At 51.6% G+C, this 22,321-nt stretch carries 16 protein-coding genes; 6 read left to right on the top strand and 10 right to left on the bottom strand.

Annotated elements, in window-relative coordinates:
- Positions 1-5 precede the first annotated feature (5 nt).
- The 3 genes from yehY to yehW are packed head-to-tail and all read left to right on the top strand — an operon-like array spanning position 6 to position 2,818.
- Entirely contained in the window at positions 6-1,163 is a 1,158-nt protein-coding gene (yehY, locus tag WES_RS07580; RefSeq protein WP_016158605.1) for a glycine betaine ABC transporter permease YehY, read from the top strand.
- Complete coding sequence (gene yehX, locus WES_RS07585; protein WP_016158604.1) at positions 1,156-2,082, top strand: glycine betaine ABC transporter ATP binding protein YehX; 927 nt, start codon at positions 1,156-1,158, stop codon at positions 2,080-2,082. Before yehY ends, yehX begins: the two co-directional genes overlap by 8 nt.
- Positions 2,083-2,086: 4 nt before the next feature.
- Positions 2,087-2,818, top strand: a complete 732-nt coding sequence (gene yehW, locus WES_RS07590) for a glycine betaine ABC transporter permease YehW (protein ID WP_016158603.1) — start codon at positions 2,087-2,089, stop codon at positions 2,816-2,818.
- Here yehW and WES_RS07595 read toward each other — a convergent pair.
- Positions 2,799-2,906 (bottom strand): protein YohO, encoded by a 108-nt coding sequence (locus WES_RS07595; RefSeq protein ID WP_001216965.1) that lies wholly within the window; start codon positions 2,904-2,906, stop codon positions 2,799-2,801. The two genes, yehW and WES_RS07595, sit on opposite strands and share 20 nt — an antisense overlap.
- Before the next feature lie 59 nt (positions 2,907-2,965).
- Positions 2,966-3,697: an HTH-type transcriptional regulator MlrA gene (gene mlrA / locus WES_RS07600; RefSeq protein WP_001240390.1), complete on the bottom strand. Its 732-nt coding sequence runs from the start codon at positions 3,695-3,697 to the stop codon at positions 2,966-2,968.
- A gap of 221 nt (positions 3,698-3,918) precedes the next feature.
- Here mlrA and btsS point away from each other — a divergent pair, with 221 nt between their 5' ends.
- The 3 genes from btsS to WES_RS07615 are packed head-to-tail and all read left to right on the top strand — an operon-like array spanning position 3,919 to position 6,837.
- A complete protein-coding gene (btsS, locus tag WES_RS07605) occupies positions 3,919-5,604 on the top strand; it encodes a two-component regulatory system sensor histidine kinase BtsS (RefSeq protein WP_016158601.1) in 1,686 nt (561 codons plus the stop codon).
- Entirely contained in the window at positions 5,601-6,320 is a 720-nt protein-coding gene (btsR, locus tag WES_RS07610; RefSeq protein WP_010348973.1) for a two-component system response regulator BtsR, read from the top strand. Before btsS ends, btsR begins: the two co-directional genes overlap by 4 nt.
- Before the next feature lie 46 nt (positions 6,321-6,366).
- Positions 6,367-6,837 carry a YehS family protein gene (locus WES_RS07615; RefSeq protein ID WP_010354036.1) on the top strand — a complete coding sequence of 157 codons (471 nt, stop codon included), beginning with the start codon at positions 6,367-6,369 and terminating at the stop codon, positions 6,835-6,837.
- 42 nt (positions 6,838-6,879) lie between these two features.
- Here WES_RS07615 and WES_RS07620 read toward each other — a convergent pair whose 3' ends face one another.
- The 8 genes from WES_RS07620 to WES_RS07660 all read right to left on the bottom strand — a co-directional run bounded on the left by WES_RS07620 (position 6,880) and on the right by WES_RS07660 (position 22,319).
- Positions 6,880-7,341 (bottom strand): YehR family lipoprotein, encoded by a 462-nt coding sequence (locus WES_RS07620; RefSeq protein WP_010354037.1) that lies wholly within the window; start codon positions 7,339-7,341, stop codon positions 6,880-6,882.
- Positions 7,342-7,447: 106 nt separating this feature from the next.
- The gene (locus tag WES_RS07625; protein WP_016158600.1) at positions 7,448-9,466 is read right to left on the bottom strand and encodes an SWIM zinc finger family protein; all 2,019 of its coding nucleotides are present in this window, start codon (positions 9,464-9,466) and stop codon (positions 7,448-7,450) included.
- Positions 9,463-10,599 (bottom strand): VWA domain-containing protein, encoded by a 1,137-nt coding sequence (locus WES_RS07630; protein ID WP_016158599.1) that lies wholly within the window; start codon positions 10,597-10,599, stop codon positions 9,463-9,465. Before WES_RS07630 ends, WES_RS07625 begins: the two co-directional genes overlap by 4 nt.
- Positions 10,592-12,871 (bottom strand): DUF5682 family protein, encoded by a 2,280-nt coding sequence (locus tag WES_RS07635; RefSeq protein WP_016158598.1) that lies wholly within the window; start codon positions 12,869-12,871, stop codon positions 10,592-10,594. Before WES_RS07635 ends, WES_RS07630 begins: the two co-directional genes overlap by 8 nt.
- A 10-nt stretch (positions 12,872-12,881) precedes the next feature.
- Positions 12,882-13,970 carry an ATP-binding protein gene (locus WES_RS07640; RefSeq protein ID WP_016235240.1) on the bottom strand — a complete coding sequence of 363 codons (1,089 nt, stop codon included), beginning with the start codon at positions 13,968-13,970 and terminating at the stop codon, positions 12,882-12,884.
- Positions 13,971-14,542: 572 nt separating this feature from the next.
- A complete protein-coding gene (locus WES_RS07650; protein ID WP_016158596.1) occupies positions 14,543-14,863 on the bottom strand; it encodes a hypothetical protein in 321 nt (106 codons plus the stop codon).
- Between the two features lie 52 nt (positions 14,864-14,915).
- Positions 14,916-18,548, bottom strand: coding sequence for a DUF4132 domain-containing protein YehI (yehI, locus tag WES_RS07655; RefSeq protein ID WP_016158595.1), 3,633 nt, complete (start codon positions 18,546-18,548; stop codon positions 14,916-14,918).
- 9 nt (positions 18,549-18,557) lie between these two features.
- The gene (locus tag WES_RS07660) at positions 18,558-22,319 is read right to left on the bottom strand and encodes a DUF4132 domain-containing protein (RefSeq protein ID WP_016235239.1); all 3,762 of its coding nucleotides are present in this window, start codon (positions 22,317-22,319) and stop codon (positions 18,558-18,560) included.
- Positions 22,320-22,321 lie beyond the last annotated feature (2 nt).

The raw sequence follows: 22,321 nt of genomic DNA, 5'->3' as shown, positions 1-22,321 counted from the left end.
TTCCCGTGACTTATCTACGTATTAATCCTGTTCTGGCGCTGCTGCTGTTGCTGACGGCAATCGCAGCGGCGCTGCCGTTTATCAGTTACGCGCCTAATCGTTTAGTCTCGGGTGAAGGGCGTCATCTCTGGCAACTGTGGCCGCAAACGATCTGGATGCTGGTGGGTGTTGGTTGCGCCTGGCTGACAGCCTGTTTTGTTCCCGGTAGAAAAGGCAGCATTTTTGCTCTTATCCTTGCGCAATTCGTCTTCGTATTGCTGGTATGGGGCGCAGGAAAGGCCGCGACGCAACTGGCGCAAAGTGGCAGTTCGCTGGCGCGTGCCAGCCTTGGCAGTGGCTTCTGGCTGGCTGCGGCGCTGGCATTGCTGGCCTGTAGCGATGCAATCCGCCGGATCACCACTCATCCGTTGTGGCGCTGGTTGTTGCATATACAGATTGCCATCATTCCGCTGTGGCTGCTGTACTCCGGCACGCTTAACGATCTCTCGCTAATGAAAGAGTACGCCAACCGTCAGGATGTGTTCGATGACGCACTGGCGCAGCATCTGACGCTGCTGTTTGGTTCGGTACTACCTGCGCTGGTGACTGGCGTGCCGTTGGGCGTCTGGTGCTACTTTTCCACTGCGCGGCAGGGGACGATTTTTTCTCTGCTCAATGTCATTCAGACTGTGCCTTCGGTGGCGCTCTTTGGCCTGTTGATTGCGCCGCTTGCCGGGCTGGTCAGCGCATTTCCGTGGCTCGGAACGCTTGGTGTTGCAGGAACCGGAATGACACCCGCACTGATTGCGCTGGTGCTTTACGCCTTACTGCCGTTGGTGCGCGGCGTGGTAGTGGGGTTGAATCAGATCCCGCGCGACGTGCTGGAGAGCGCCAGAGCGATGGGCATGAGTGGGACGCAGCGATTCCTGCATGTGCAGTTACCGCTGGCGTTACCGGTATTTCTGCGCAGCCTGCGGGTGGTTATGGTGCAGACTGTCGGTATGGCGGTGATTGCGGCGTTAATCGGCGCTGGCGGTTTTGGCGCACTGGTTTTCCAGGGGCTGCTAAGCAGTGCCATTGATTTAGTGTTGCTGGGAGTGATCCCGGTGATTGTACTGGCGGTGCTTACCGACGCGCTGTTCGATTTGCTTATCGCACTGCTGAAGGTAACAAACCATGATTGAATTTAGCCATGTCAGCAAACTGTTCGGCACACAAAAAGCCGTTAACGACCTCAATCTCAATTTTCAGGAGGGGAGTTTCTCGGTGCTGATTGGCACATCTGGCTCCGGCAAATCCACCACCCTGAAAATGATTAACCGCCTGGTGGAGCATGACAGCGGAGTGATCCGCTTTGCCGGAGAAGAAATTCGCTCGCTGCCAGTACTGGAGCTGCGCCGCCGGATGGGATACGCCATCCAGTCGATAGGTTTATTTCCCCACTGGAGCGTGGCGCAAAACATCGCCACCGTACCGCAATTACAAAAATGGTCGCGGGCGCGGATTGACGATCGCATCGATGAATTAATGGCGCTGCTGGGGCTGGAGGCGAATTTACGCGAGCGTTATCCCCATCAACTTTCTGGTGGTCAGCAGCAGCGAGTCGGCGTTGCTCGTGCGCTGGCTGCCGATCCGCAAGTTTTGCTGATGGATGAACCGTTTGGCGCGCTGGATCCTGTGACGCGCGGCGCGTTGCAACAAGAGATGACGCGCATTCACCGTTTGCTGGGGCGCACCATTGTGCTGGTCACTCACGATATTGATGAGGCGCTACGGCTGGCAGAACATCTGGTGTTAATGGATCATGGTGAAGTGGTGCAGCAGGGCAATCCGCTGGCGATGCTTACTCGCCCGGCGAATGATTTTGTGCGCCAGTTTTTTGGTCGCAGCGAGCTGGGCGTGCGCCTGTTATCGTTACGTAGTGTGACCAATTATGTGCGCCGCAACGAACGCGCTGAAGGTGAGGCACTGGCAGAAGAGATGACGCTACGCGATGCGCTCTCATTGTTTGTCGCTCGTGGTTGTAAAGTGTTGCCGGTGGTTGACGCTCAGGGTAAACCTTGCGGCACATTGCATTTTCAGGATCTGCTAGTGGAGGCGTAAGCGTATGAAAATAATGCGCGATCCGCTGTTCTGGCTCATTGCTCTGTTTGTGGGACTGATTTTCTGGCTACCCTATAGCCAGCCACTGTTTGGTGCTTTATTTCCGCAATTACCTCGGCCTGTTTATCAGCAGGAAAGCTTTGCTGCCCTGGCGCTGGCTCATTTCTGGCTGGTGGGGATCTCAAGTTTGTTTGCCGTGATCATTGGTACTGGTGCGGGAATTGCTGTCACTCGCCCGTGGGGCGCGGAGTTCCGCCCGATGGTAGAAACCATTGCCGCCGTTGGGCAGACTTTTCCGCCCGTAGCTGTGCTGGCGATTGCTGTTCCGGTGATGGGGTTTGGTCAGCAACCGGCGATTATTGCCTTGATCCTTTACGGCGTGCTACCGATCTTACAGGCAACACTTGCCGGACTGGGAGCGATTGATGCCAGCGTGACAGACGTTGCCAAAGGGATGGGAATGAGCCGGGGTCAGCGATTACGTAAAGTGGAGTTACCGTTGGCAGCGCCAGTGATTCTGGCCGGCGTGCGGACTTCAGTAATTATCAACATTGGTACGGCGACGATCGCCTCAACGGTAGGAGCTAGCACGCTGGGGACGCCCATCATCATCGGACTTAGCGGATTTAACACTGCTTATGTGATTCAGGGGGCGTTGCTGGTGGCACTGGCGGCGATCATCGTAGACCGCCTGTTTGAACGACTGGTGCAGCGACTCAGCCAGCACGCAGAATAAAGGTATAACCTGCGAGCATGACGCCACCGATACCGCCTAACGCCATCAACAGGAACAGGGTGATAACCCCAATTTTCGCTATGCGCATAATGCACTCCTTATGTTAACGAAAGGATTGTACAGTAAAGCGCATTTGTTAACGAATCATTAAATGCCGAGTGGGAAAATATCATGGCCTTGTTCCTGCCAGCTGGTGAGTTGCTGCTGCTGGGCGGGAGACTGGTTTTCACCGCACCACACTAATAGCGTGCGGCCTTCAAACAGTTCCGGGCGTAGTTGATTGAGCGAGTGGGCGAGGACATCAATGCGCCATCCTTGTTGACTGGCAATCCATCCTTCCAGCCACAGACGCGTGGTATCCTGAATATTCCAGCCAACCACCAGCGCATCTTTGCCCTGTTTTTTACGTGCTGAGGCCAGACAAATGGCGATGTAGTTGATCAGTACACCGTCGAGGATCGCCAGTAACGCCTGGAGAGTTGGTTGCTGACACTGAAGACGTCGGCGCAGAGGAATGAACAGATGTGTGGTGAGCGTCTGGGCGGGGTAATCCTGACCACGCTCTTTGATCCACATTCGCAGACTTTGTAGATTGCCACTTTGCAGGTAATTAAGCAGAGTTTCTTGCTGATCGCGCCAGCCGTTTTGCACATCAACATTCTCATTACTGAGTAGCATTTTAACTTTGCTGACCTGCACGCCGTTATCGATCCAGCGTTTGATCTCGCGGATCCGGTCGATATCGGCATCGTTGAACAGGCGATGTCCGCCGTCTGTGCGCTGCGGTTTCAATAATCCGTAACGCCTCTGCCACGCGCGTAACGTGACAGGATTGATATCACAAAGCAACGCCACTTCACCAATTGTGTAAAGCGCCATCCTACCACCCATGCTCGCGAGGTCCCGGTTTAACTTTAGACGCAGATTTGCGAACCAGGTAGTTTTGTCCGTTTTTAGTTCATCGTTAGGGTGATTTTATTTTTGCCAGGCGATTTTGAGTGATCGTACTCACGAATTCTCATTTTTCTGCAAGAGTTCAAAGAAAGTTAAACGCAGGCAATGTATGTTACGCGTTTTAAAGGGAAGTGTGGTTTGCGGGTATGTACGATTTTAATCTGGTGTTGCTGCTGCTTCAGCAGATGTGCGTTTTTTTAGTCATTGCATGGTTAATGAGTAAAACGCCATTATTCATACCGTTAATGCAGGTCACGGTTCGTTTGCCGCATAAATTTCTCTGCTACATCGTTTTTTCCATCTTCTGCATCATGGGCACCTGGTTCGGGTTGCATATCGACGATTCGATTGCTAATACGCGGGCGATTGGCGCGGTGATGGGAGGCTTACTCGGCGGCCCGGTGGTGGGCGGTCTGGTTGGTCTGACCGGCGGGTTACATCGATACTCAATGGGGGGGATGACCGCGCTAAGTTGCATGATCTCGACTATCGTCGAAGGGTTGCTCGGTGGCCTGGTACACAGCATCCTGATCCGACGCGGGCGCACTGATAAAGTTTTTAACCCCATTACCGCTGGTGCCGTCACGTTCGTTGCTGAAATGGTGCAAATGTTGATCATCCTGGCGATCGCCCGACCTTATGAAGATGCGGTGCGTCTGGTGAGTAATATTGCTGCGCCAATGATGGTCACCAATACCGTCGGCGCGGCGCTGTTTATGCGTATATTGCTTGATAAACGCGCGATGTTTGAAAAATACACTTCGGCTTTTTCCGCCACAGCGTTGAAAGTCGCAGCCTCGACGGAAGGCATTTTGCGCCAGGGCTTTAACGAAGTGAACAGCATGAAAGTGGCACAGGTGCTATATCAGGAACTGGATATTGGTGCTGTAGCCATTACCGATCGCGAGAAATTGCTGGCCTTTACCGGGATCGGTGACGACCATCATTTGCCAGGCAAACCGATTTCCTCGACCTACACCTTAAAAGCGATTGAAACCGGCGAAGTGGTCTACGCCGATGGCAACGAAGTGCCTTACCGTTGCTCTTTGCATCCGCAATGCAAACTGGGGTCGACGCTGGTGATTCCATTGCGTGGCGAAAATCAACGGGTGATGGGCACCATCAAATTGTATGAAGCGAAAAACCGTTTGTTCAGCTCAATCAACCGCACGCTGGGGGAGGGGATTGCGCAATTGCTTTCGGCACAGATCCTCGCCGGGCAATATGAGCGGCAAAAAGCCATGCTCACCCAGTCAGAAATTAAACTGCTTCACGCCCAGGTGAATCCCCATTTCCTGTTCAATGCGCTTAACACCATTAAAGCCGTTATCCGCCGCGACAGCGAACAGGCCAGCCAGCTGGTGCAATATCTTTCCACTTTTTTCCGCAAAAACTTAAAGCGGCCTTCGGAGTTTGTTACTCTCGCCGACGAGATTGAACATGTGAATGCTTATCTGCAAATTGAAAAGGCGCGCTTCCAGTCGCGATTGCAGGTCAACATTTCTATTCCAGAGGAGTTATCCCGGCAGCAGTTGCCCGCGTTTACCCTGCAACCAATAGTGGAAAACGCTATTAAACATGGAACATCACAACTCCTGGATACAGGGCGAGTGGCAATTAGCGCAAGGCGTGAAGGGCAACATTTAATGCTGGAGATCGAAGACAATGCCGGTTTGTATCAACCGGCAACAAATACCAGCGGGCTGGGGATGAATCTGGTGGATAAGCGTTTACGTGAGCGTTTTGGCGATGACTATGGGATAAGCGTCGCCTGTGAGCCTGATAGTTACACCCGAATAACGTTACGACTGCCATGGAGGGACGAGGCATGATTAAAGTCTTAATTGTCGATGATGAACCGTTAGCACGGGAGAACCTGCGCGTATTTTTGCAAGAACAGAGCGATATTGAAATTGTCGGCGAGTGCTCAAACGCCGTGGAAGGGATAGGCGCGGTGCATAAACTGCGCCCGGACGTGCTGTTTCTCGACATCCAGATGCCGCGCATCAGCGGTCTGGAAATGGTGGGGATGCTCGACCCGGAACATCGTCCGTATATCGTTTTTCTCACCGCGTTTGACGAATACGCCATTAAAGCCTTTGAAGAACATGCCTTTGATTATCTCCTGAAGCCAATTGATGAAGCGCGACTGGCGAAAACGCTGGCGCGTTTGCGTCAGGAGCGGAGCAAGCAGGATGTTTCGCTGTTACCGGAAAATCAGCAGGCGCTGAAATTTATCCCTTGTACGGGGCATAGTCGGATTTATTTGCTGCAAATGAAAGATGTGGCGTTTGTCAGCAGTCGGATGAGCGGTGTTTATGTCACCAGTCACGAAGGGAAAGAAGGTTTTACCGAACTGACTTTGCGCACCCTGGAGAGTCGTACACCGCTACTGCGTTGTCATCGTCAGTATCTGGTTAACCTCGCGCATTTGCAGGAGATTCGCCTGGAAGATAATGGCCAGGCCGAGTTAATTTTACGTAATGGCTTAACCGTGCCGGTCAGCCGCCGTTATCTGAAAAGCTTAAAAGAGGCGATTGGCCTTTAAAAGACTGCTAAAATGGCTTTTTGCCTCATCAACACCTGAAGGCCTCATGCTAAGTAACGATATTCTGCGCAGCGTGCGCTACATTTTAAAAGCCAATAATAACGACCTGGTGCGCATTCTGGCGCTGGGCAATGTCGAAGCCACTGCCGAACAGATTGCCATCTGGTTGCGTAAAGAAGATGAAGAAGGTTTTCAACGTTGTCCGGACATTATTTTGTCCTCATTCCTGAATGGCCTGATTTACGAAAAACGCGGCAGGGATGAATCTGCACCGGCACTGGAGCCGGAACGTCGTATTAATAACAATATTGTGCTGAAAAAATTGCGCATCGCGTTTTCACTGAAAACCGATGACATTCTGGCGATCCTCACCGAACAGCAGTTCCGCGTTTCTATGCCGGAAATTACTGCGATGATGCGTGCGCCGGAGCATAAAAACTTCCGCGAATGCGGCGATCAATTCTTGCGTTATTTTCTGCGTGGACTGGCGGCGCGCCAGCATGTGAAGAAAAACTAAGACAGGTCTGGAGGCCATGCAGAGAGCATGGCCTCCAGCAGATTATTTCACTTCTTTAAAGCCAGCGGCTTTCATCACCAGTTCCATTTGCGCCATAGTGATGCCTTTTTTGGCATCGTCAGCAGAAATGTTAATGCCGGAAATACCCTGCAGGGCTTTAAAATCAACTTTTTCCATATCGATAGTCACATTTTCCTGCGCGTAAGTATCAGTAAAGGTTAATTTTTCTTCAACGCCAGTAATGTTTTTATATTTTGCACTTAACGGCTCAAGCTTTTTAGCCGCCTCTTCTTTGTTAGCTGCACCGATGGTTGCAAACTGAATTTTGGTTTCTGAAGATTGCTTAAGCACCTTGTCGCCTTTGTAGACATAGGTAATGGCAATTTCAGTACCGTTCAGATTGGCACTAAATTTCTTTGATTCTTCTTTATCACCACAGCCAGCGAGAGAGAAAACCAGAACAGATGCAACAACGAGGGAAAACAGTTTGTTGAAAGCCTTCATGTAAAACTCCATTTTATCAAGATCAGAAAACTGGTGACTCTCACCAGGGCGCTATAGAATATTCTTTATACCTCGTCTTGAGCAGTCCGGAAATGGAGTAGATCTCTTAATAAAAAGCATTTTTTCCTCCTTGTTGCTCAAGCATCAGTAACAACTGTTCGCAGAGTAAAACACAGTTATTCAATACTTCTGCCAGTGTCTCGCCTTCCGAATTGCGTAATTGCTTCAACACATGCGCCAGCCGATAAAAACCTACTACGGTGAGTTCGTTCGCCAGCAAATCAGCCTGACTAATGGCGCTCTGTTGCTGATAGCGCCAGCCGTTATGGAGCAGTTGAATAAGCAACGCCTGGCAGCGCATCAGCACTTGATGAGCGGTGGACGGTACAGGAAGAACGCTGGCGGAAGGTAGCGGTGCCACAGGCGCAGTTTCTGCATCCAGCGCCCAGGCGCGAGTTTGCGTCATCATTACCCGTGGCTCCAGCGTCAATTGCCCCTCAACAAAACTGACAAAACCAGAAACCAGACACACAGGATCATCCTGCTGTTGTAAAAGGGACGCCATACGTTCAACTGCAAAGGGCGCACTGGTTGAAGCTGGCAGTGATAACGTCAGCACGTTATCTTCGCCTTCGTCACTGATTACCTGCGCATCCAGCGTCTGGCGGCTGCTATCCCAGCCAAGAGAAAGACATTCCGCCACCGGCAGAATAAATAAATTATCCACCTGGTTAAGAGGTCGTATGCAGGCTGGTGGACGCTGGCATAGGTATTCCCGCAGAGCCACAATGCCTGGCTGGCGTAACGGTGCCCCCAGCATTTGCCAGGCATCAGGTGACAGTGGCACAACGCTACTTAAGCGGTTGCGCGTACCTAATAACAGTTCGCCTTCGGCGCTCCGACGTGCAGCTTGTGAAACAATTTGCCCACCCGCCAGCGCGGCAGCCTGAAAGGTAAACAGCCGACGCGTAGCTGCTGGCGCCTTTTCTTGTTCACTTCTCGACCAACTGCGTGACAGATGCAAAATACTGCCAGTGTCGGGGTCGCTAAACCAGATCCGTAAACCATACTGTTGGAAGTCCTGCCAGCAACGCATACCTAACGATACCAGCCGCAGATGATCAAGCTTTGCTTCTCCGGCAATGCCTGCACCAACGACCGTGCGCCAGGGCATGGGCGGGACTTCACTAACACCGTCGCGTCGTGCCATCTCTTGTGCACAGTTCAATCGACTGTTTAATGCCGCAAGCTGATGTAAGCATTCTCCGGCATGATAGTGACTGGCGCGGGCGTGGGAGGCATCAATACTGGCGCGCAGTTGCCGTAGCGATTCACTCACCCATCGCCAGTTACAGCGTTCCGCCGCTTGCTGTGCGCTGCTGAATGCTGCCTCGTAGTGGAGTAACGGCTGGCTGATGCCGCCCAGCCATAATGCCTGGCTTAATTGTTGGACATATTGACGACATGCTTTGCCTTCGTCGCTGGCAAATGGATCGTCGTTCGAGGCGACGTGTTCGCTGCGCATCTGCCAGATTAAATGGGTAAATTCTGCCTGCTGCGTTTTGGCCTGGGCAAATGCCTGCACTGCCAGTACTACGTGTTCGCACAGCGTTCCTTCAATGCAATCACAACGGGCGAAACGAATGCTGCTGCGGGAATAAAAACGCACATCGCTCATCGGTAAGCGGGCAGAGGGAATTTCGCCTGGCGCGCAGAACAGTTCAATGGTGATACCTTTGGCGACCAGGGATTGAGCGCGTTTGTGCGTGGCAGTGGGCAGGGTAGTCAGTTCTTCCAGCCAGATTGCCGGATTCCATTCCTCTTCTTTTTCCGTGGGCTGAGAGGTAGCACAAAGTCGCTGATAACTTAACACCAGCATCACGCGATGGCGGCACATACCGATAGCTCCGCAGCTACACTGAGCCTCCTTCAGCGCCTGACCGCCTGCCAGTTGGCTGCGTGTACCGTCACTAAATGTGGCGATCAGCGTGCCGTTTTCATGGCTGATTTGCGGGATATTGCCATTTTCCAGCTCCTTAAGGCTGCGCTTAACAAAACCAGCATTGCTTAACGCCGTCAGGGCTTGTGGCGTCAGTTCTAATAATTCCGGGTGTAGTGCATTCATGACTGAAGATTCTCCGCCAGCCATGACGCCAGTTCGCCCGGCGTCATGGCAGCAATTTGTGCACCGACATTAACCAGCGCCTGGGCCATATTACGGTCATAACAGGGCGTTGCTGTGCTATCGAGCGCCGTCAGTCCCAGCACTTTGATGCCGCTTTGAACACATTGTTTCACCTGGTGGATGAGTGATGATGATGATCCTCCCTCATAAAAATCGCTCACCAGAATAATTACACTTTTACCCGGCTGTTCAATAAGTTGACGGGCATACTCCATCGCACTGGCGATGTGCGTTCCGCCGCCTAACTGTACTTTCATTAATAACTCCACCGGATCGGCAACGTCTGCCGTGAGATCGACCACGCTGGTGTCAAAAGCGACCAGATGTGTGCGGATACCGGGTAGTTGCCATAGACAGGCCGCCATCACTGCCGAGTGGATCACCGAATCCACCATTGATCCACTTTGATCAACCAGTAAAACCAGTTGCCATTGTTCGCTATGGCGCTTAATTCGGCTGTTAAAGCGGGGCGATTCGATATACAACTTGCCATGTTGCGGATGCCAGTGTTGCAGGTTGGCGCGCAGAGTACTTTTGAAATCGAAATTACGCGCCAGGGGAATATGCGAGCGGCGGCGGCGGTCACGTACACCAGAAAAAGCCTGACGAACTTCCTTCGCCAGTCGCGCCATAATTTCTTCCACCACCTGGCGCACTATCCGGCGAGCGGCGGCCAGCACGTCCGGATTCATCAAATGTTTAGTGTGCAAAACGGCGCGTAACAGGCTTTCAGAGGGCTGCATACGTTCCAGCACCTCAAGATTTGTCACCACATCTTCAATGCCGTAGCGCAGCACCGCGTCACTTTCCAGCCGCTCAATGACCTGCTGCGGAAAGAGCGTATGAATACTATTGATCCATTCTGGCGTGGTGAGATTTGAGCTACCTAATCCACCGGATCGTTCACCACGCTGGATACGTTCGGGATCGCGCCCATACAGCCACTCCAGCGCGTGGTCTATCTGCCGGGCATTGCCATCCAGAGCACCAAGGGTAGTTTCTGCCGCTTCGCCAAGAATCAATCGCCAGCGTTGTAGCTCACGGGTAGTCAGAAGATCGTTCAGTTCAGACATGGAAAACTCCCCAGTGTTGCAGCGATGCCAGTGCCTGCTGTTCGAGTTGTTGATGATGTGCAATAGCTTGCGGTGGGCAATGCAACGGCATTTGCAGCGCCGAAACAGGAAGTTGCGCCAGTTGATAATGTTCAAGCACCTGATGCGCCAGCGTCCCGCGTTCTCGTGGTGGTAGCCAGGCCATCGCCGCGCGCAAATCGGGCAGGGCGTTAATAAAATCGGCGTCACTCAGTTGATTTAAATGACGGCTGAAACCGGCGATAAATGCAGGCTGACAGGCCAGTTGATGACGGGCCAGCGCCAGCAAACCGTGCAGAGCTTCGCCTGACTGTGCCGGAGACAATTGCGTTAGCATCGTCAGCGCCGCTTCGGCACTGGCGTTGGAATGTTCCAGACGCATCAGTGCGCCAAGAGCCGCGCCGCGATCCAGCGCCGTTGCATGAGTGCTCTGGCTGCGGCGTTCCAGTAACGCCAGGGCGGCGGAAAGCGAAACGCCTGACAGTTGAATGCCGCTATGAAGGTCGCGCAGGATATGACACAACGCTCGCCAGCTATGCAAATGGGTGTGAAATTCTTTTTCGTCCGGTCTGCCGTTGGATTCACATAGCCATAGCGTGCGATCGATGGCCGCACATAACGTTGATTGTAATATCTGTGAGCCTTGCATACCGCTGATTTCATCCAGCCGCCACAAAGCGTAAAGCACCTCCAGCGCCTGGCCCATCTCAGCAAACTGATTTTCCTGGGCGATGAGCAACGCGAGTTGTTCCAGTAACAGCTCACTAAAGTTCGCCAGACCGGCCAATGCTGCCTGACTCAGACATGCAGTGATGCTGCTAATTCCTCCTGCATCCAGCATGTCTGCTTCTAATTTGTTACGTGCAGCTTCCTGAAGTGTGGCGCCAAAGCAGGCTGCTTCAATCAATGCGGCATGTTGGCTAAGTGGTTGAGTTAATTTCCACTGTTCTTCGCCGTTACCCGCAAGCGTCAGTGTACTTCCGTGTTGACGTGTGATGCCGGGGAGTTCGAGGATTGCCAGCCGATGCAGCACTTGACTTTGTGCCAGGCCGCCGGGGGTAAAGCGATTCAACGCCAGGTCGGATGGTAGGGTGATTTCGGTACGTTCCAGTTCGGACGTTACATCTTTTGGTAGAGGAGGCAGAGGCGTGGAAGGGGCAAGTTTGCCAAATCCATCTCCTGTCAGGACATCAATCAGCGTCAGCAAAATGGGATCGGTATCCGGGTGAATGACTCCACGATAGCTCCACGGTAGCGGCGCGTTTAATGCTTCTTTGATAAGCGAGCCCGCTAATGCATCCAGCCAGTCAGTACGTAGCGGCAGAGTATGACCGCGCAGTTGTGCCAGAGCCATCGAATGCAGATGGGCGGCAGCCATATCGGCGGTGGAGGCAGGTAAGTGGTGCTGACGTAAACGGGTTAGAATCGTTTTCAGTAACAGCTCTCCGGCGCGTTGCAAACCAAATTTCCAGCACCAGTTTTGCCAGACCGGAGCTGGCATTCCTGAAAGGTATCCCGCCAGCACATCAAGGCGTTTTTCACTGTATGGTGTGAGATAACAACCAGTAACAGCTTCTGGCAGTGATGGTAATTCTGGTTTTTGACTTTCCTGCAAGCATTCGCGCCATCTTTTTGCCAGCGCCGGGGCGTGCCAGCCGCCGCAGACGACTAACACATTGCCATTGTTTTGCCGCATAGCCCATGCAATCCAGCGAGCCATAAAGGTTTCACGCTGGCAGTTGAGAGCATCAGCAGGGGTTTCTCCCCGTAGTTGTTCAAAATAGTGAGCCAGTGATGATGGCAGCACAGCTTGCTGGCTTTCATCTTCGAACAGGTGATCCCACAGCGTGTCGCTGTTATCCATGCGGGTAGCGCGTAGCAGTAAGGCCTGACCGCCATCAGCCGCAGCCGATTCATCGTCATCCTCTTCACTCTGCGCCCAGCAAGGTAAATCGATAAAGTACGTTTGCGCCTGAATGCGACGCGCGGCGTGCAATGCCTGCCACTCCGGGGAGAATTCGGCAAACGGGGTCCAGGCACCGCGCCCCGTGGCCTTACTGTCCTGATATTGAGAATAACTGTATATGGCAACAGGAAGCTGGTGGGCTAAAAACAATTCATCTACCCGGTCATTAAAATCGGCCGGACCTTCAATCAACACGTATCGTGGTTGCTTACTTTCGATTAGCGATTTCACCAGCCGGGCACAGGCCGGGCTATGATGCCGGATGCCGACAATTAACGGCTCGCTCATACAACTTCCCTCACGGCAGACGGTGGCGAGCTTGATAATAAGCCTGCCAGTGAGCTTCTTTATACGTGGCAACACGCTGTTCAAAGTAACGGCGCAGCCGAGCGCGATCTTCTTCGTTATCTTTGACGATGGTGCCTGCAATACAGTCCACCAGATCGGCAGGCTCTCCCGGGCGATTCGCTAAAAACCAGGCGCGGACCCCCACGGCGTGTGCCACGTTAACGGCTTCAGCGGTAGACATAATGGCCGTCAGGGTATCCATTGACGTTTTCTTTTCGCCGTTGGCACGCAGATCGCGGAAGGTACGCACCAGTAATTCCAGTACCGCGTCAGGTACTTTGTGCGGAATGCCACTATGAGCCAGCAAACGCGCCGAAGCAGTGGCGACCAGTTCCAGTTCCTGGGCGAAATCCATAATCGGAAAGACGGTTTCAAAATCGAAGCGACGCTTTAGCGCCGCGCTCATTTCATTGACGCCGCGATCGCGGGTATTGGCGGTGGCAATAATGTTAAAGCCTGCACGGGCGTAGAGTTGACTTGCTTCACCGGTAAGTTCCGGAACCGTCATAACCCTGTCAGAAAGCATACCTAACAGACAGTCTTGTACTTCCAGCGGTGTACGCGTTATCTCTTCAAAACGGACGATTTTGCCATCACGCATCCCCTGGTAGAGCGGAGCCGGGACAAGAGCTTCTGTTGACGGACCATGGTTGATTAGCAGAGCGTAGTTCCAGCCGTACTTGATTTGGTCTTCGGTGGTTGATGCGCCGCCCTGAATGGTTAAACCAGCATCGCCGCTAATGGCTGTTGCGAGCAATTCAGAAAGGAGAGATTTTGCCGTACCCGGCTCCCCAACCAGTATTAAACCGCGCCCGGTGGCAAGAGTCACTAACATGCGTTCGATAGCAGAAGGGCTGATTACGACTTTACGGCTGATGTTTTGCGCCTCATCGCCAAGAATAAAAGCACGGGCTGCAGGCAAACTTAACTGCCAGCCGGGAGGGCAGGGCGCGTGATCATTTTGTTTTAATTTTGCCAGTTCATAGGCATATAACACAGCGGCAGGCGGACGCTGCAGATGATTATTTTGCGGTGACATATATTCATCCCTGAAATGTATTAATAAAATAAACGATATTCTACGCGCAATAAATGTTTGGCGCATTAACTGTTTGAGTGGAAAAATATCTGGAAAGTAGATCACAGGAAATAAAAAAACCTGCTGGTGAGGCAGGTTTTTTATTTACAACTTTGATGTTAACTTACTGATTGTGCAACATTTCGTACCAACGAATGAATTATAACCATACCTACGCTCCATTGCAATTCAGCAAGTGAGATTTATAATCCTGCCCGTTGGGAGGTTGTTCTGGATCGGGCCAATTTCAAGTCCTGGCTGCCGGACGGGTGGTGCCGCAGGCGGTGCCCTGATCCGGAGAGCAACGTTTCGTACCAACATACGTAAACCGGCATCGACAGGCAGCGTAAGGGTAAGGTGCTGGTGTTGCGCTCCTTAATAAGGAGAGCGAATGGACACGCTGACACGAAAGTTAACCGTGCTCATTGCTGTACTGGAGCTGTTAGTGGCTCTGTTACGGTTGATTGATTTGTTGAAGTAATTAGCAAATTGAAACGCATCTAAGGGGGAATACCTCTTCCCCCTTTAATAAATTATAATTCTATTTGTTGACTGAATATATTATGTAGTTCACGATTAAAAATTGCTATTACAGTTTCTGGTGATTCACCTCGTAATATTCTCTCATCAATAAATTCATCTCTTATATAAATCAAAGCATCATTTATTAGCGGGTCGCTATCATCTCGATCAAATTGATTAAATGTTGGATGCAACCGGAAGCGTTCCAGTCGATAGACCGTTCCAGTAAATAATTGGGCATATTTATGTATTTCAAGTCGGAAGGAAAAGGGGTCTTCAGGATCAATGACCTGATAGTCGTAAATAGAGACCAGTTCACTTTGCACGATCATGGATTTTCTCAGTTGTCAGACAGCGGGCAGTTTTGTTACTACCCGCAGTGCGTTAGTGAAAAATGATGTCCGGCGTACTTAAGGCTTCACTCAAATCAAATACATCGAGTTCGGCAAAAGTGACAGATTGATTGTCACGATACACTTTAAGAGAACTGAAACTCATCAACGCCTTGCTATCAACATTGTAGTGGTGAAAACCGGGTGAAAACTTAAGCACCAGACGATACTCACCTAAGCCATAGACAAATTCGTCTTCATACCCTGATGCCCAGCCCTTGTAACGCATCCCCATCAGTTGCCCAACGGTGGCTGACTTCCCCTGCCAGCGGTTCAGGCTATTGTTTGCTGCTTCATCTGGCGTGAGAAGTACCGTGCGTCGTGCCAGTTGACGAAATGGCGGAATAATCTCGTAATCGGAAAAAAGTTGTTCAAATTCACCACGCATTTCTGTTGGCATTTCTAACGGGTGCGCAATGCCAATCAGGCAATCTGGAGGTAGATCAATAACATCGTCCTGGGCATTACAGAATTCCCCTTCTGCTGCCACGCGAAATGCATTAAGCAAACGACGTGGTTCATTTGCCGGATAAATGCCCCATATCAGTCGCTGGGCAACCAGTCGGGTAAAAGGATGTTTAACAAACAGAGAGTAAAAATCGGCCAGCGACCAGCGTCGGGTGGTGCGCAGTGCCGATTCCAGACGCGGCAGCAGATCTTTGCTGATCTGAGTCGCGTCTTTTCTCAATCCTTTCAGGCGAGCCAGTGCTTCAGGCGCTTTACGTTGATCGTCATCGGCTCGCAACCGGGGAATACTTTTCTGGCGAACGTTTTGCTGATCGTAGATAACTGGGGTGAGGTTTTCATCGAAACGAACGCTAAACTGCCGTGTACCAAAATCGAAGATAAGCGCCTGCGGATCATCAAGGCCCAGTGTTGGGACTAATCTGTCCGCTAACTCTTCCTCGCTTAATCCGCGATTTTTCGCGACCAACTGGAGATATTCCGCAGCATTTTCACGTAAAGGGCGCGATTTCGCTCGTTGCGAGATATGGTGCAGTTGTATCAGCGCCATATCATTATTCATCAGGGTAAGTATATTCAGGCCACTGGCAGCCCGGGCAGATTTGCCTTCCTGCGGCCAGCTGAGGATCTGCGTCGTCAGATCCCGTGCCGTGCTTTCATCGCCAAAGAGACTTAACGCCAGAAATGCCCAGTTGTCTTTTGCGGGGGCGCCAGCTTGTTGCCAGGCGGTAAACAGATCCCAGGCAAAAGTGGCCAGCGTTTGCGCCTGGCAGAACGTTTTCAATTGTTCCAGTCCGCTATAAAAACACCCACCCTGGGTAAAGCGCAGCATTTCGCCAATAATTTCCAGAGCATCATCGGTAACAGGCTGATTATTATTGATAAGCCGTGGCCTGCGCCACATTGTCGGATGCCAGAAATCAGGGGCTTTCGGAATGCGCGGCGGGTAAATTTCCAGTGGGTTCTGGGTAAGCAATTGCTCCAGGGCAGGCCAAACATCAGCACGTTGCCAGCGGTTTGCCACGGTTTGCAGCAATTCACCATGTCCCTGCTCATACAGTAAACGCAGGGCAAGTAATGCGGCTTCGCGGTTGTCGCTGGGCTTGGTAAAGACGAGAGGAATAAGTGCGGTAGCCGTATGTTCCGGCCATTGTAAAATCCACTGACGTGCCAGATCACGCTGAGTGGCAAAACGGTGCCAGACGCGGGCGACGGGCAGCGCCAGTTCGGTTGTGCCGAAATTTAAAGTTAACGGAAATGTTTCTTTTGGGCGATGTGAAAAAGCCAACAACAGGCCGGGTAGTGCATCCAAACCGAGGATGCTGAGAAAATAGTCTTCACCCGCGAACAGATGTTTTTTCTCATTGATACGCAGCCAGAAAGTCACTGCCATCTCACGTGGAAGCTGTGCCAATAAATACAGATTCCAGACACTCTTTTCAGGACGATAACGCGAGTAGCTGTCATTATCCCAGGTGTTAATTAACGCTTCAACGTCGCCGCTACGAAGCGCCTGTTCTGCTGATTTTGCTTCCGGAGAATGCCAGCCATTGTTGATTTCCTCGACTTTGCCCTGGTGGTAATGCCACTGAACCACTAATGATTCGCGCGCCGCATCCAGTTTACCGGGCAGTATATAATTCAGGAACAGCAATACATCATTCCCAAAACCCAGCTCTTGTAGTACAACCCGACCACTTTTTCGTTCCATGCGTTCCGCAAGTGATTCCGTGCTGAAATAACGGGCAGGCTCTGTGGTGGCAAGCCTCTCTTGCTCGCCCGGTTGCCAGCGGGCTTTGGGCGCTAATTCGAGAGGCGCTAGATCAAGGCGCAGCAATGCCGTTTTTTTCTTACCTCGCCACGGTGGAGAAACAAGTATTTCTGGCAGGTCGTTGCTATGAGTACTCTCGAAAGCAGGTTTTGGCGGTGCCGATAAATAACTCTTCAGCACGGCCTGGGCTTGAGAGCTTAACCACGGCCTCACCTCTTCTGCCAGTTGTGGCAGCGATGCCATCAACGTTTGTAACAACGTGCGCCAGTATTCATCACGTGCTTTTTGCTGTGCAGGCAGCTTTTTGTCTTCGATGACTGGATAACCAGGGCGCGCAGGTGGTTCTTTTAACGCCAGCAGCTCAGCCAGTGCGGTGAGTGTCGAATGGGGGAAATTTTTACTGTATTTAGCCACGCGTTGCAGGCTGGGTTTGTTTTTATCAGCCACCAGTAACAAGATGCGGATGACCAGCGGGTGGTTTATTTGTACCAGCAGGCTGCCGCAGTCGTCTTTATGAGCATACATTGCCAGACGTGGCACGGCAGCTAACCCTTGTTCGCGCAAAAGGGCGGCACAGGCAGCGTAACCGAAGTGGTTTTCATGCGACATATAACTGGCTTCACGATAGCTAAATACGTCCTGGCTCCAGTATCGTTCGAGGCTTTTTACCGCCGTAGTATCAGTAGCAACGACCTTTAACCACTCCTTTGAGTAAACACTCGTTGATGGGTTTTCGAGGCTGGCAAGCTCATTCGCTATCTCTGGTTTTTCCGGAAGCAGCAGCGCAATAAAAGGGCGGCGAACTATGGGGATCTCTGGCAGTGCGGCAATGAGTTTGTCGGCACAATGCTGCCAGCAATTTTCCTCTGCCAGTGAAAGATGTTTACGCAGACGAAAATCGAAATTGCTAAAAGTCTCTGAGCGATAGCCATAGCCCGTATTCTCGTTCGGTGTCATTAAACACACTGCTGATGGATCAGCATGATAACTCTGTACAATGAACTGACGCGCTATCACCACATCCGTCGCATATTCCAGCCCATATTTTTGCACGATTTCATCAAGTAACTGCTGGCGATCATTTTTCTCGATACAGATCAGAGCCGCCATTGTAAAGGCTGGGATTGACGGTTTATGCTCGCCAATCAAATTAATTGCCTGCTGGATAGCGGATTGCCACTTCAGTGAACATTTATCATAATGCCAGGTGATATTTTTCTTCTTGCCTGCTTGTTGTAGTAATTCATCTCCCAATGTTTGAATGAGGCTTGCAGTAACAACGGGCACCGGTTCGCCCGGCCAGCGGCGATGGCTTAGCGGAGTTTTCCCCTTTTTGTGTTTCAGTTCCAGTTGTGCGTTATCCGCCAGCCACGGTAATTCCTTGCTCATGTTCTTTCCTTATTCAAACAGTGCTTCAATATCGTTAATCAGCTCGCTGGCGGTGATGTCGTCGAGCACGGAGAACTGCGCTTCCTGAGTTGAATTACTTCCCCAGCCATAACGCTCTGCTTTTCCATCCCATAGCCATAGTTTGCTTAAAAGTTGCTCGGCACTGAGTTCGGCTGGTGACATGCCTACCGCAAAACCTTCATCGATTTCCATGATTAACGACCAGCGACCAAGAGGTTTGATCATCCAGCCGATCCAGCCTGCATCCTGCGGTTCGCCACGCAACCAGCCTTTATTTGCCAGCCCCATGACCCGACCGCTCGGGCATTTTCTGCCTGTCCAGCGGGTTAGTTCGCTGGCATTGCGTTCGGCTTCTGTCAGGGGGTAACTGTTACGATCAAGCTGGCGGAACGGCGGTAACAGTTCGTAGTCGGCAAAAAGCTGACCAAAAGCGGCGGCATCCGTCGGTGATATTTCCAGAACGTGAGGGATACCAATAGAAATGGCTCCTTCTGGCAGAGTGAAGAGATCATCGTCAGCAGTACTGTAGCTGTTATCTTCCGCAACGCGAAAGCAAGCCAGTAGCTGGTTGTCGGTGCTATAAACGCCCCAAATCAGGCGGCGGGTTAAGTGGCGTACCAGTGGGTGCTCAACCAGAAAGAGCCGGAAGTTTTCCTCTGACCAGCGACGGCGCAGGCACATGGCGGATTCCAGCCTCGCTACCTGCTGGGCTGCGACGGTACGGGCATCTTTTTTCAGCAGTTTGTAGCGGTTAACCGCGTCGTTCGCCCGCGATTCATCATCGCTTTTATTGGGTTTAGGTAAGTCTTTCAGGCGGCTGCCGGAAACATCACGCACAAACGGTTTTAAGGTTTCATCAAAGCTGACGGTGAACTGGCGTGGGCCGAAATCCAGCAGCAGCGAACCGTTATCATCCAGACCGAGATCCGGTGCTAACCGGTCTTCAAGTTCCGCGACCGTGAGTTCGCGGCTTTCGGCAATGTTGGCAATCTTTTCTTTTGCCCGCTCCTGCAATGCTTTGAATTTCAGCTTCTGGGCGATACCGTTAAGTTGCATCAGAGCAATATCGCTGCCGATAGCGGCGAGAATATCCAGTCCGACGGTGGCCCGTTTATGCTGGGATTCGCCAGGCCATGCGCGGATAATCGGCGTCAGTCTGCGGGCGGTGTCATCGTTGCCGAGAACACCTAGCGCACTGAACGCCCAACTCTCTTTCGATGGCGCGCCAGCCGTCTGCCAGGCGATAAATAGATCCCAGGCAAATTCAGCCAGTGAGTCTGCGGTACAGACATCTTTCACCTGTAATAATCCCGGATACAGCGCGTCTTCCTGGGGGAAGCGGAGCATTTCGCCGAGGTGGAGGAGGGCGTTATCTGGTAGTGATTGGGCGTTTGCTTTTAATACCGGGCGCGTCCAGAGCGATGGCTGATAAAAGGTCGGAAGAGTAGGGATTTTTGTCGGGTGATTATCCAGCGGATCGAGAGCCAGCAGGGCGTTGATGGCGGCTGTTACTTCCGGTTGGTTATAACGCAGGGCGACTTGTTCCAGTAATGGCTGATGACCATTTTCAGTCAACATACGCAAGGCGGCGCGGGCATTATCCTGGGCTTCACCGGCTTTGCCGAGCGCCGTTGGCAGCAGGCCGGTAATGGCATGTTCAGGGTATTTAAGAAGCCAGGTACGGGCGTCTTGTCGTAGGGTTTTGAGTTTGTTGAAGGCGCGAGCGACAGCGGGTGCCAGCTCACTCGCTGCGAAGTAATTGGTGATTGGCATAGCTTCTTGTGGATAACGTGTAATTGAGTTCACTAACCCCGGTAAACCCATGAGACCCAGATGTAACATGACGTATTCGGTATCGGTATGTGGGGATTGAGTAAGGGCATTCCATGCTTTTACTGCTTTCTCCATCGGCAATGTTGTCAATATCCCCAAATTCCAATAATGCCTGGCAGATGAATGAAACAACTTAAATTTACTTATTAATGTTGAATAATCTTCATTTAGCCATGCCTCAACTGCGGCTCCGGGAGCTTTAATATATGTACCATCGACCCGTCGTTGAAAACCCATCCTTGCCAACAGGTTGGTCATACTTTCTTCATGACTAACTGTGATGTGTTTTGAATACCAGATATATTTGGTCAAAAGTTTATTACTGAGTTCTTTTGTCAGATAACAGAGTGGTTCGAGGATTAATGGCGCTAAGTCCAATACTGGCATTACAGATTTTTTCTTTTTCGAAAGCCACGGGGGGGAGACTACTACGGCTGGCAGCATATCGGCGCAGGCATGGTTTGAGGATTGTGTCAGTTGTTGCTGGCATGATTTCAGCACTGTAGCTGCTGGCGACGTTAGCCAGGGAATTACCCGTTCTGCTAATGCTGGTTGAGAGATAAGCATTGTCATCAGCATCATACGCCAGCTTTTTTCCTCTTTTTGCGCCAGCAATTCAGCTAATGCCGCCATAGCAGCATGTGGAAAGCGAGCGAAAGCCTTTATCATCCGTTCGTGGCAACGCTTTCCTTGCTCGCTCGCATGGATAAGCGACGTAAGTGCCTGCGGGTGGTTGATATGCATCAACACTTCACCGCATGTGTCGCCGGAAGCATAAGGGATGAAACGGGCTAGCGCAGCGACACGTTGTTCCTGAAGTACCGTCGCACACCAGATTTTACCGCAGTAATAATCATCAAATACCTGCCCTGGGTGCCCAGGATGGTATTTTTCCAGTTCCGTCAATACCTGCTCATCTGTGGCCACTAGTTTTAGCCATTCCAGCGCATATAACCCTTTTTGCCCGCAAAGACGTCTGGCAATTTCATGAGCTACTTCTGGTTTTTCTGGCAACAATAACGCAACTAGTGGCTGGTTCCAGGCAGGCATGTTTCCGAGTGCAGCAATCAGTTTGCCGGCGCAGCGTTGCCATACCTCGTCATTTGCTGGTGACAGATGCTTACGCAGGCGCATTTCAATTGCGGCGAACCGTGACAGATAATCAGGCTGCGTCTTAGCCGGAGTGACCGTAATAAGACTGGCGTCATAATTCCAGCTAAAACAGATGGATTGCCACGCAATGATCACTTCAGTGGCATATTCCAGACCACCTTCCTGGACAATTTGATCCAGTAACTCTTCGTGATCATTACGATTGAAACCTTGTTCCAGAGCAACCAATACCGCCAGAACTTGTGGCGGCAGCGTGGTATGAATGGGGGAGTCGATAAGGTCGACAGCCCGGGCTATTGCTTGCTGCCAGTCCGGTGAACAGGCGCTGTAATCAAAGGTGACCATCTTTTTAAAACGCCGATGAGTATTTGCGGCGACGGTGCGAAGTAGAGTTAATTTACCATCTTGTGGCACAGGATTGCCTGGCCAGCGTCGATGACTTAGAGTTGTTGGGGCTACTTCTGTAGGCAGAATGATTTGGGCATCGTCTGCCAGCCAGGGAAGAGTAGCTCCAGCAGATGTTGGTTTGGCTTGTGGCAAAGGGGGTATTTCAGAGCTTTCGGTAACTTTGGCGAGGGCTGATGACGGTGTTATTACAATGTTCTCCGCCACATACCCCTTTTTCGTTTTCTCCGCAATCAACTTCAGCTCCGCCTTTTCCGCCGCCGCAGCGTCCGCAAAGTTTTTTACCTGGCTTTGCCCGGTGGTGCCGACCTTACCCCAACTTATATGCAACTCGTTTCCCTGCTGCTCAACCGCCCAGAATTTATGTGATTTTTCGTCCTGATAAATATAGGTTTTCATTG

The organism is Escherichia sp. KTE31 (assembly GCF_000407925.1).
GTDB lineage: Bacteria > Pseudomonadota > Gammaproteobacteria > Enterobacterales > Enterobacteriaceae > Escherichia > Escherichia ruysiae.
Note: the sequence above shows the minus strand (reverse complement) of the source record. Positions and strands in the feature narration are given on the sequence as shown.

Excerpts from the sequence above, each read along its gene's own strand:
- WES_RS07615 (WP_010354036.1), top strand. The coding sequence starts at position 6,367 with ATGCTAAGTAACGATATTCTGCGCAGCGTGCGCTACATTTTAAAAGCC.
- yehI (WP_016158595.1), bottom strand. The coding sequence starts at position 18,548 with ATGAGCAAGGAATTACCGTGGCTGGCGGATAACGCACAACTGGAACTG.
- btsR (WP_010348973.1), top strand. The coding sequence starts at position 5,601 with ATGATTAAAGTCTTAATTGTCGATGATGAACCGTTAGCACGGGAGAAC.
- WES_RS07595 (WP_001216965.1), bottom strand. The coding sequence starts at position 2,906 with ATGCGCATAGCGAAAATTGGGGTTATCACCCTGTTCCTGTTGATGGCG.
- btsS (WP_016158601.1), top strand. The coding sequence starts at position 3,919 with ATGTACGATTTTAATCTGGTGTTGCTGCTGCTTCAGCAGATGTGCGTT.
- yehX (WP_016158604.1), top strand. The coding sequence starts at position 1,156 with ATGATTGAATTTAGCCATGTCAGCAAACTGTTCGGCACACAAAAAGCC.
- WES_RS07635 (WP_016158598.1), bottom strand. The coding sequence starts at position 12,871 with ATGAGCGAGCCGTTAATTGTCGGCATCCGGCATCATAGCCCGGCCTGT.
- WES_RS07650 (WP_016158596.1), bottom strand. The coding sequence starts at position 14,863 with ATGATCGTGCAAAGTGAACTGGTCTCTATTTACGACTATCAGGTCATT.
- WES_RS07660 (WP_016235239.1), bottom strand. The coding sequence starts at position 22,319 with ATGAAAACCTATATTTATCAGGACGAAAAATCACATAAATTCTGGGCG.
- WES_RS07620 (WP_010354037.1), bottom strand. The coding sequence starts at position 7,341 with ATGAAGGCTTTCAACAAACTGTTTTCCCTCGTTGTTGCATCTGTTCTG.
- WES_RS07625 (WP_016158600.1), bottom strand. The coding sequence starts at position 9,466 with ATGAATGCACTACACCCGGAATTATTAGAACTGACGCCACAAGCCCTG.
- WES_RS07630 (WP_016158599.1), bottom strand. The coding sequence starts at position 10,599 with ATGTCTGAACTGAACGATCTTCTGACTACCCGTGAGCTACAACGCTGG.
- WES_RS07640 (WP_016235240.1), bottom strand. The coding sequence starts at position 13,970 with ATGTCACCGCAAAATAATCATCTGCAGCGTCCGCCTGCCGCTGTGTTA.
- yehW (WP_016158603.1), top strand. The coding sequence starts at position 2,087 with ATGAAAATAATGCGCGATCCGCTGTTCTGGCTCATTGCTCTGTTTGTG.
- mlrA (WP_001240390.1), bottom strand. The coding sequence starts at position 3,697 with ATGGCGCTTTACACAATTGGTGAAGTGGCGTTGCTTTGTGATATCAAT.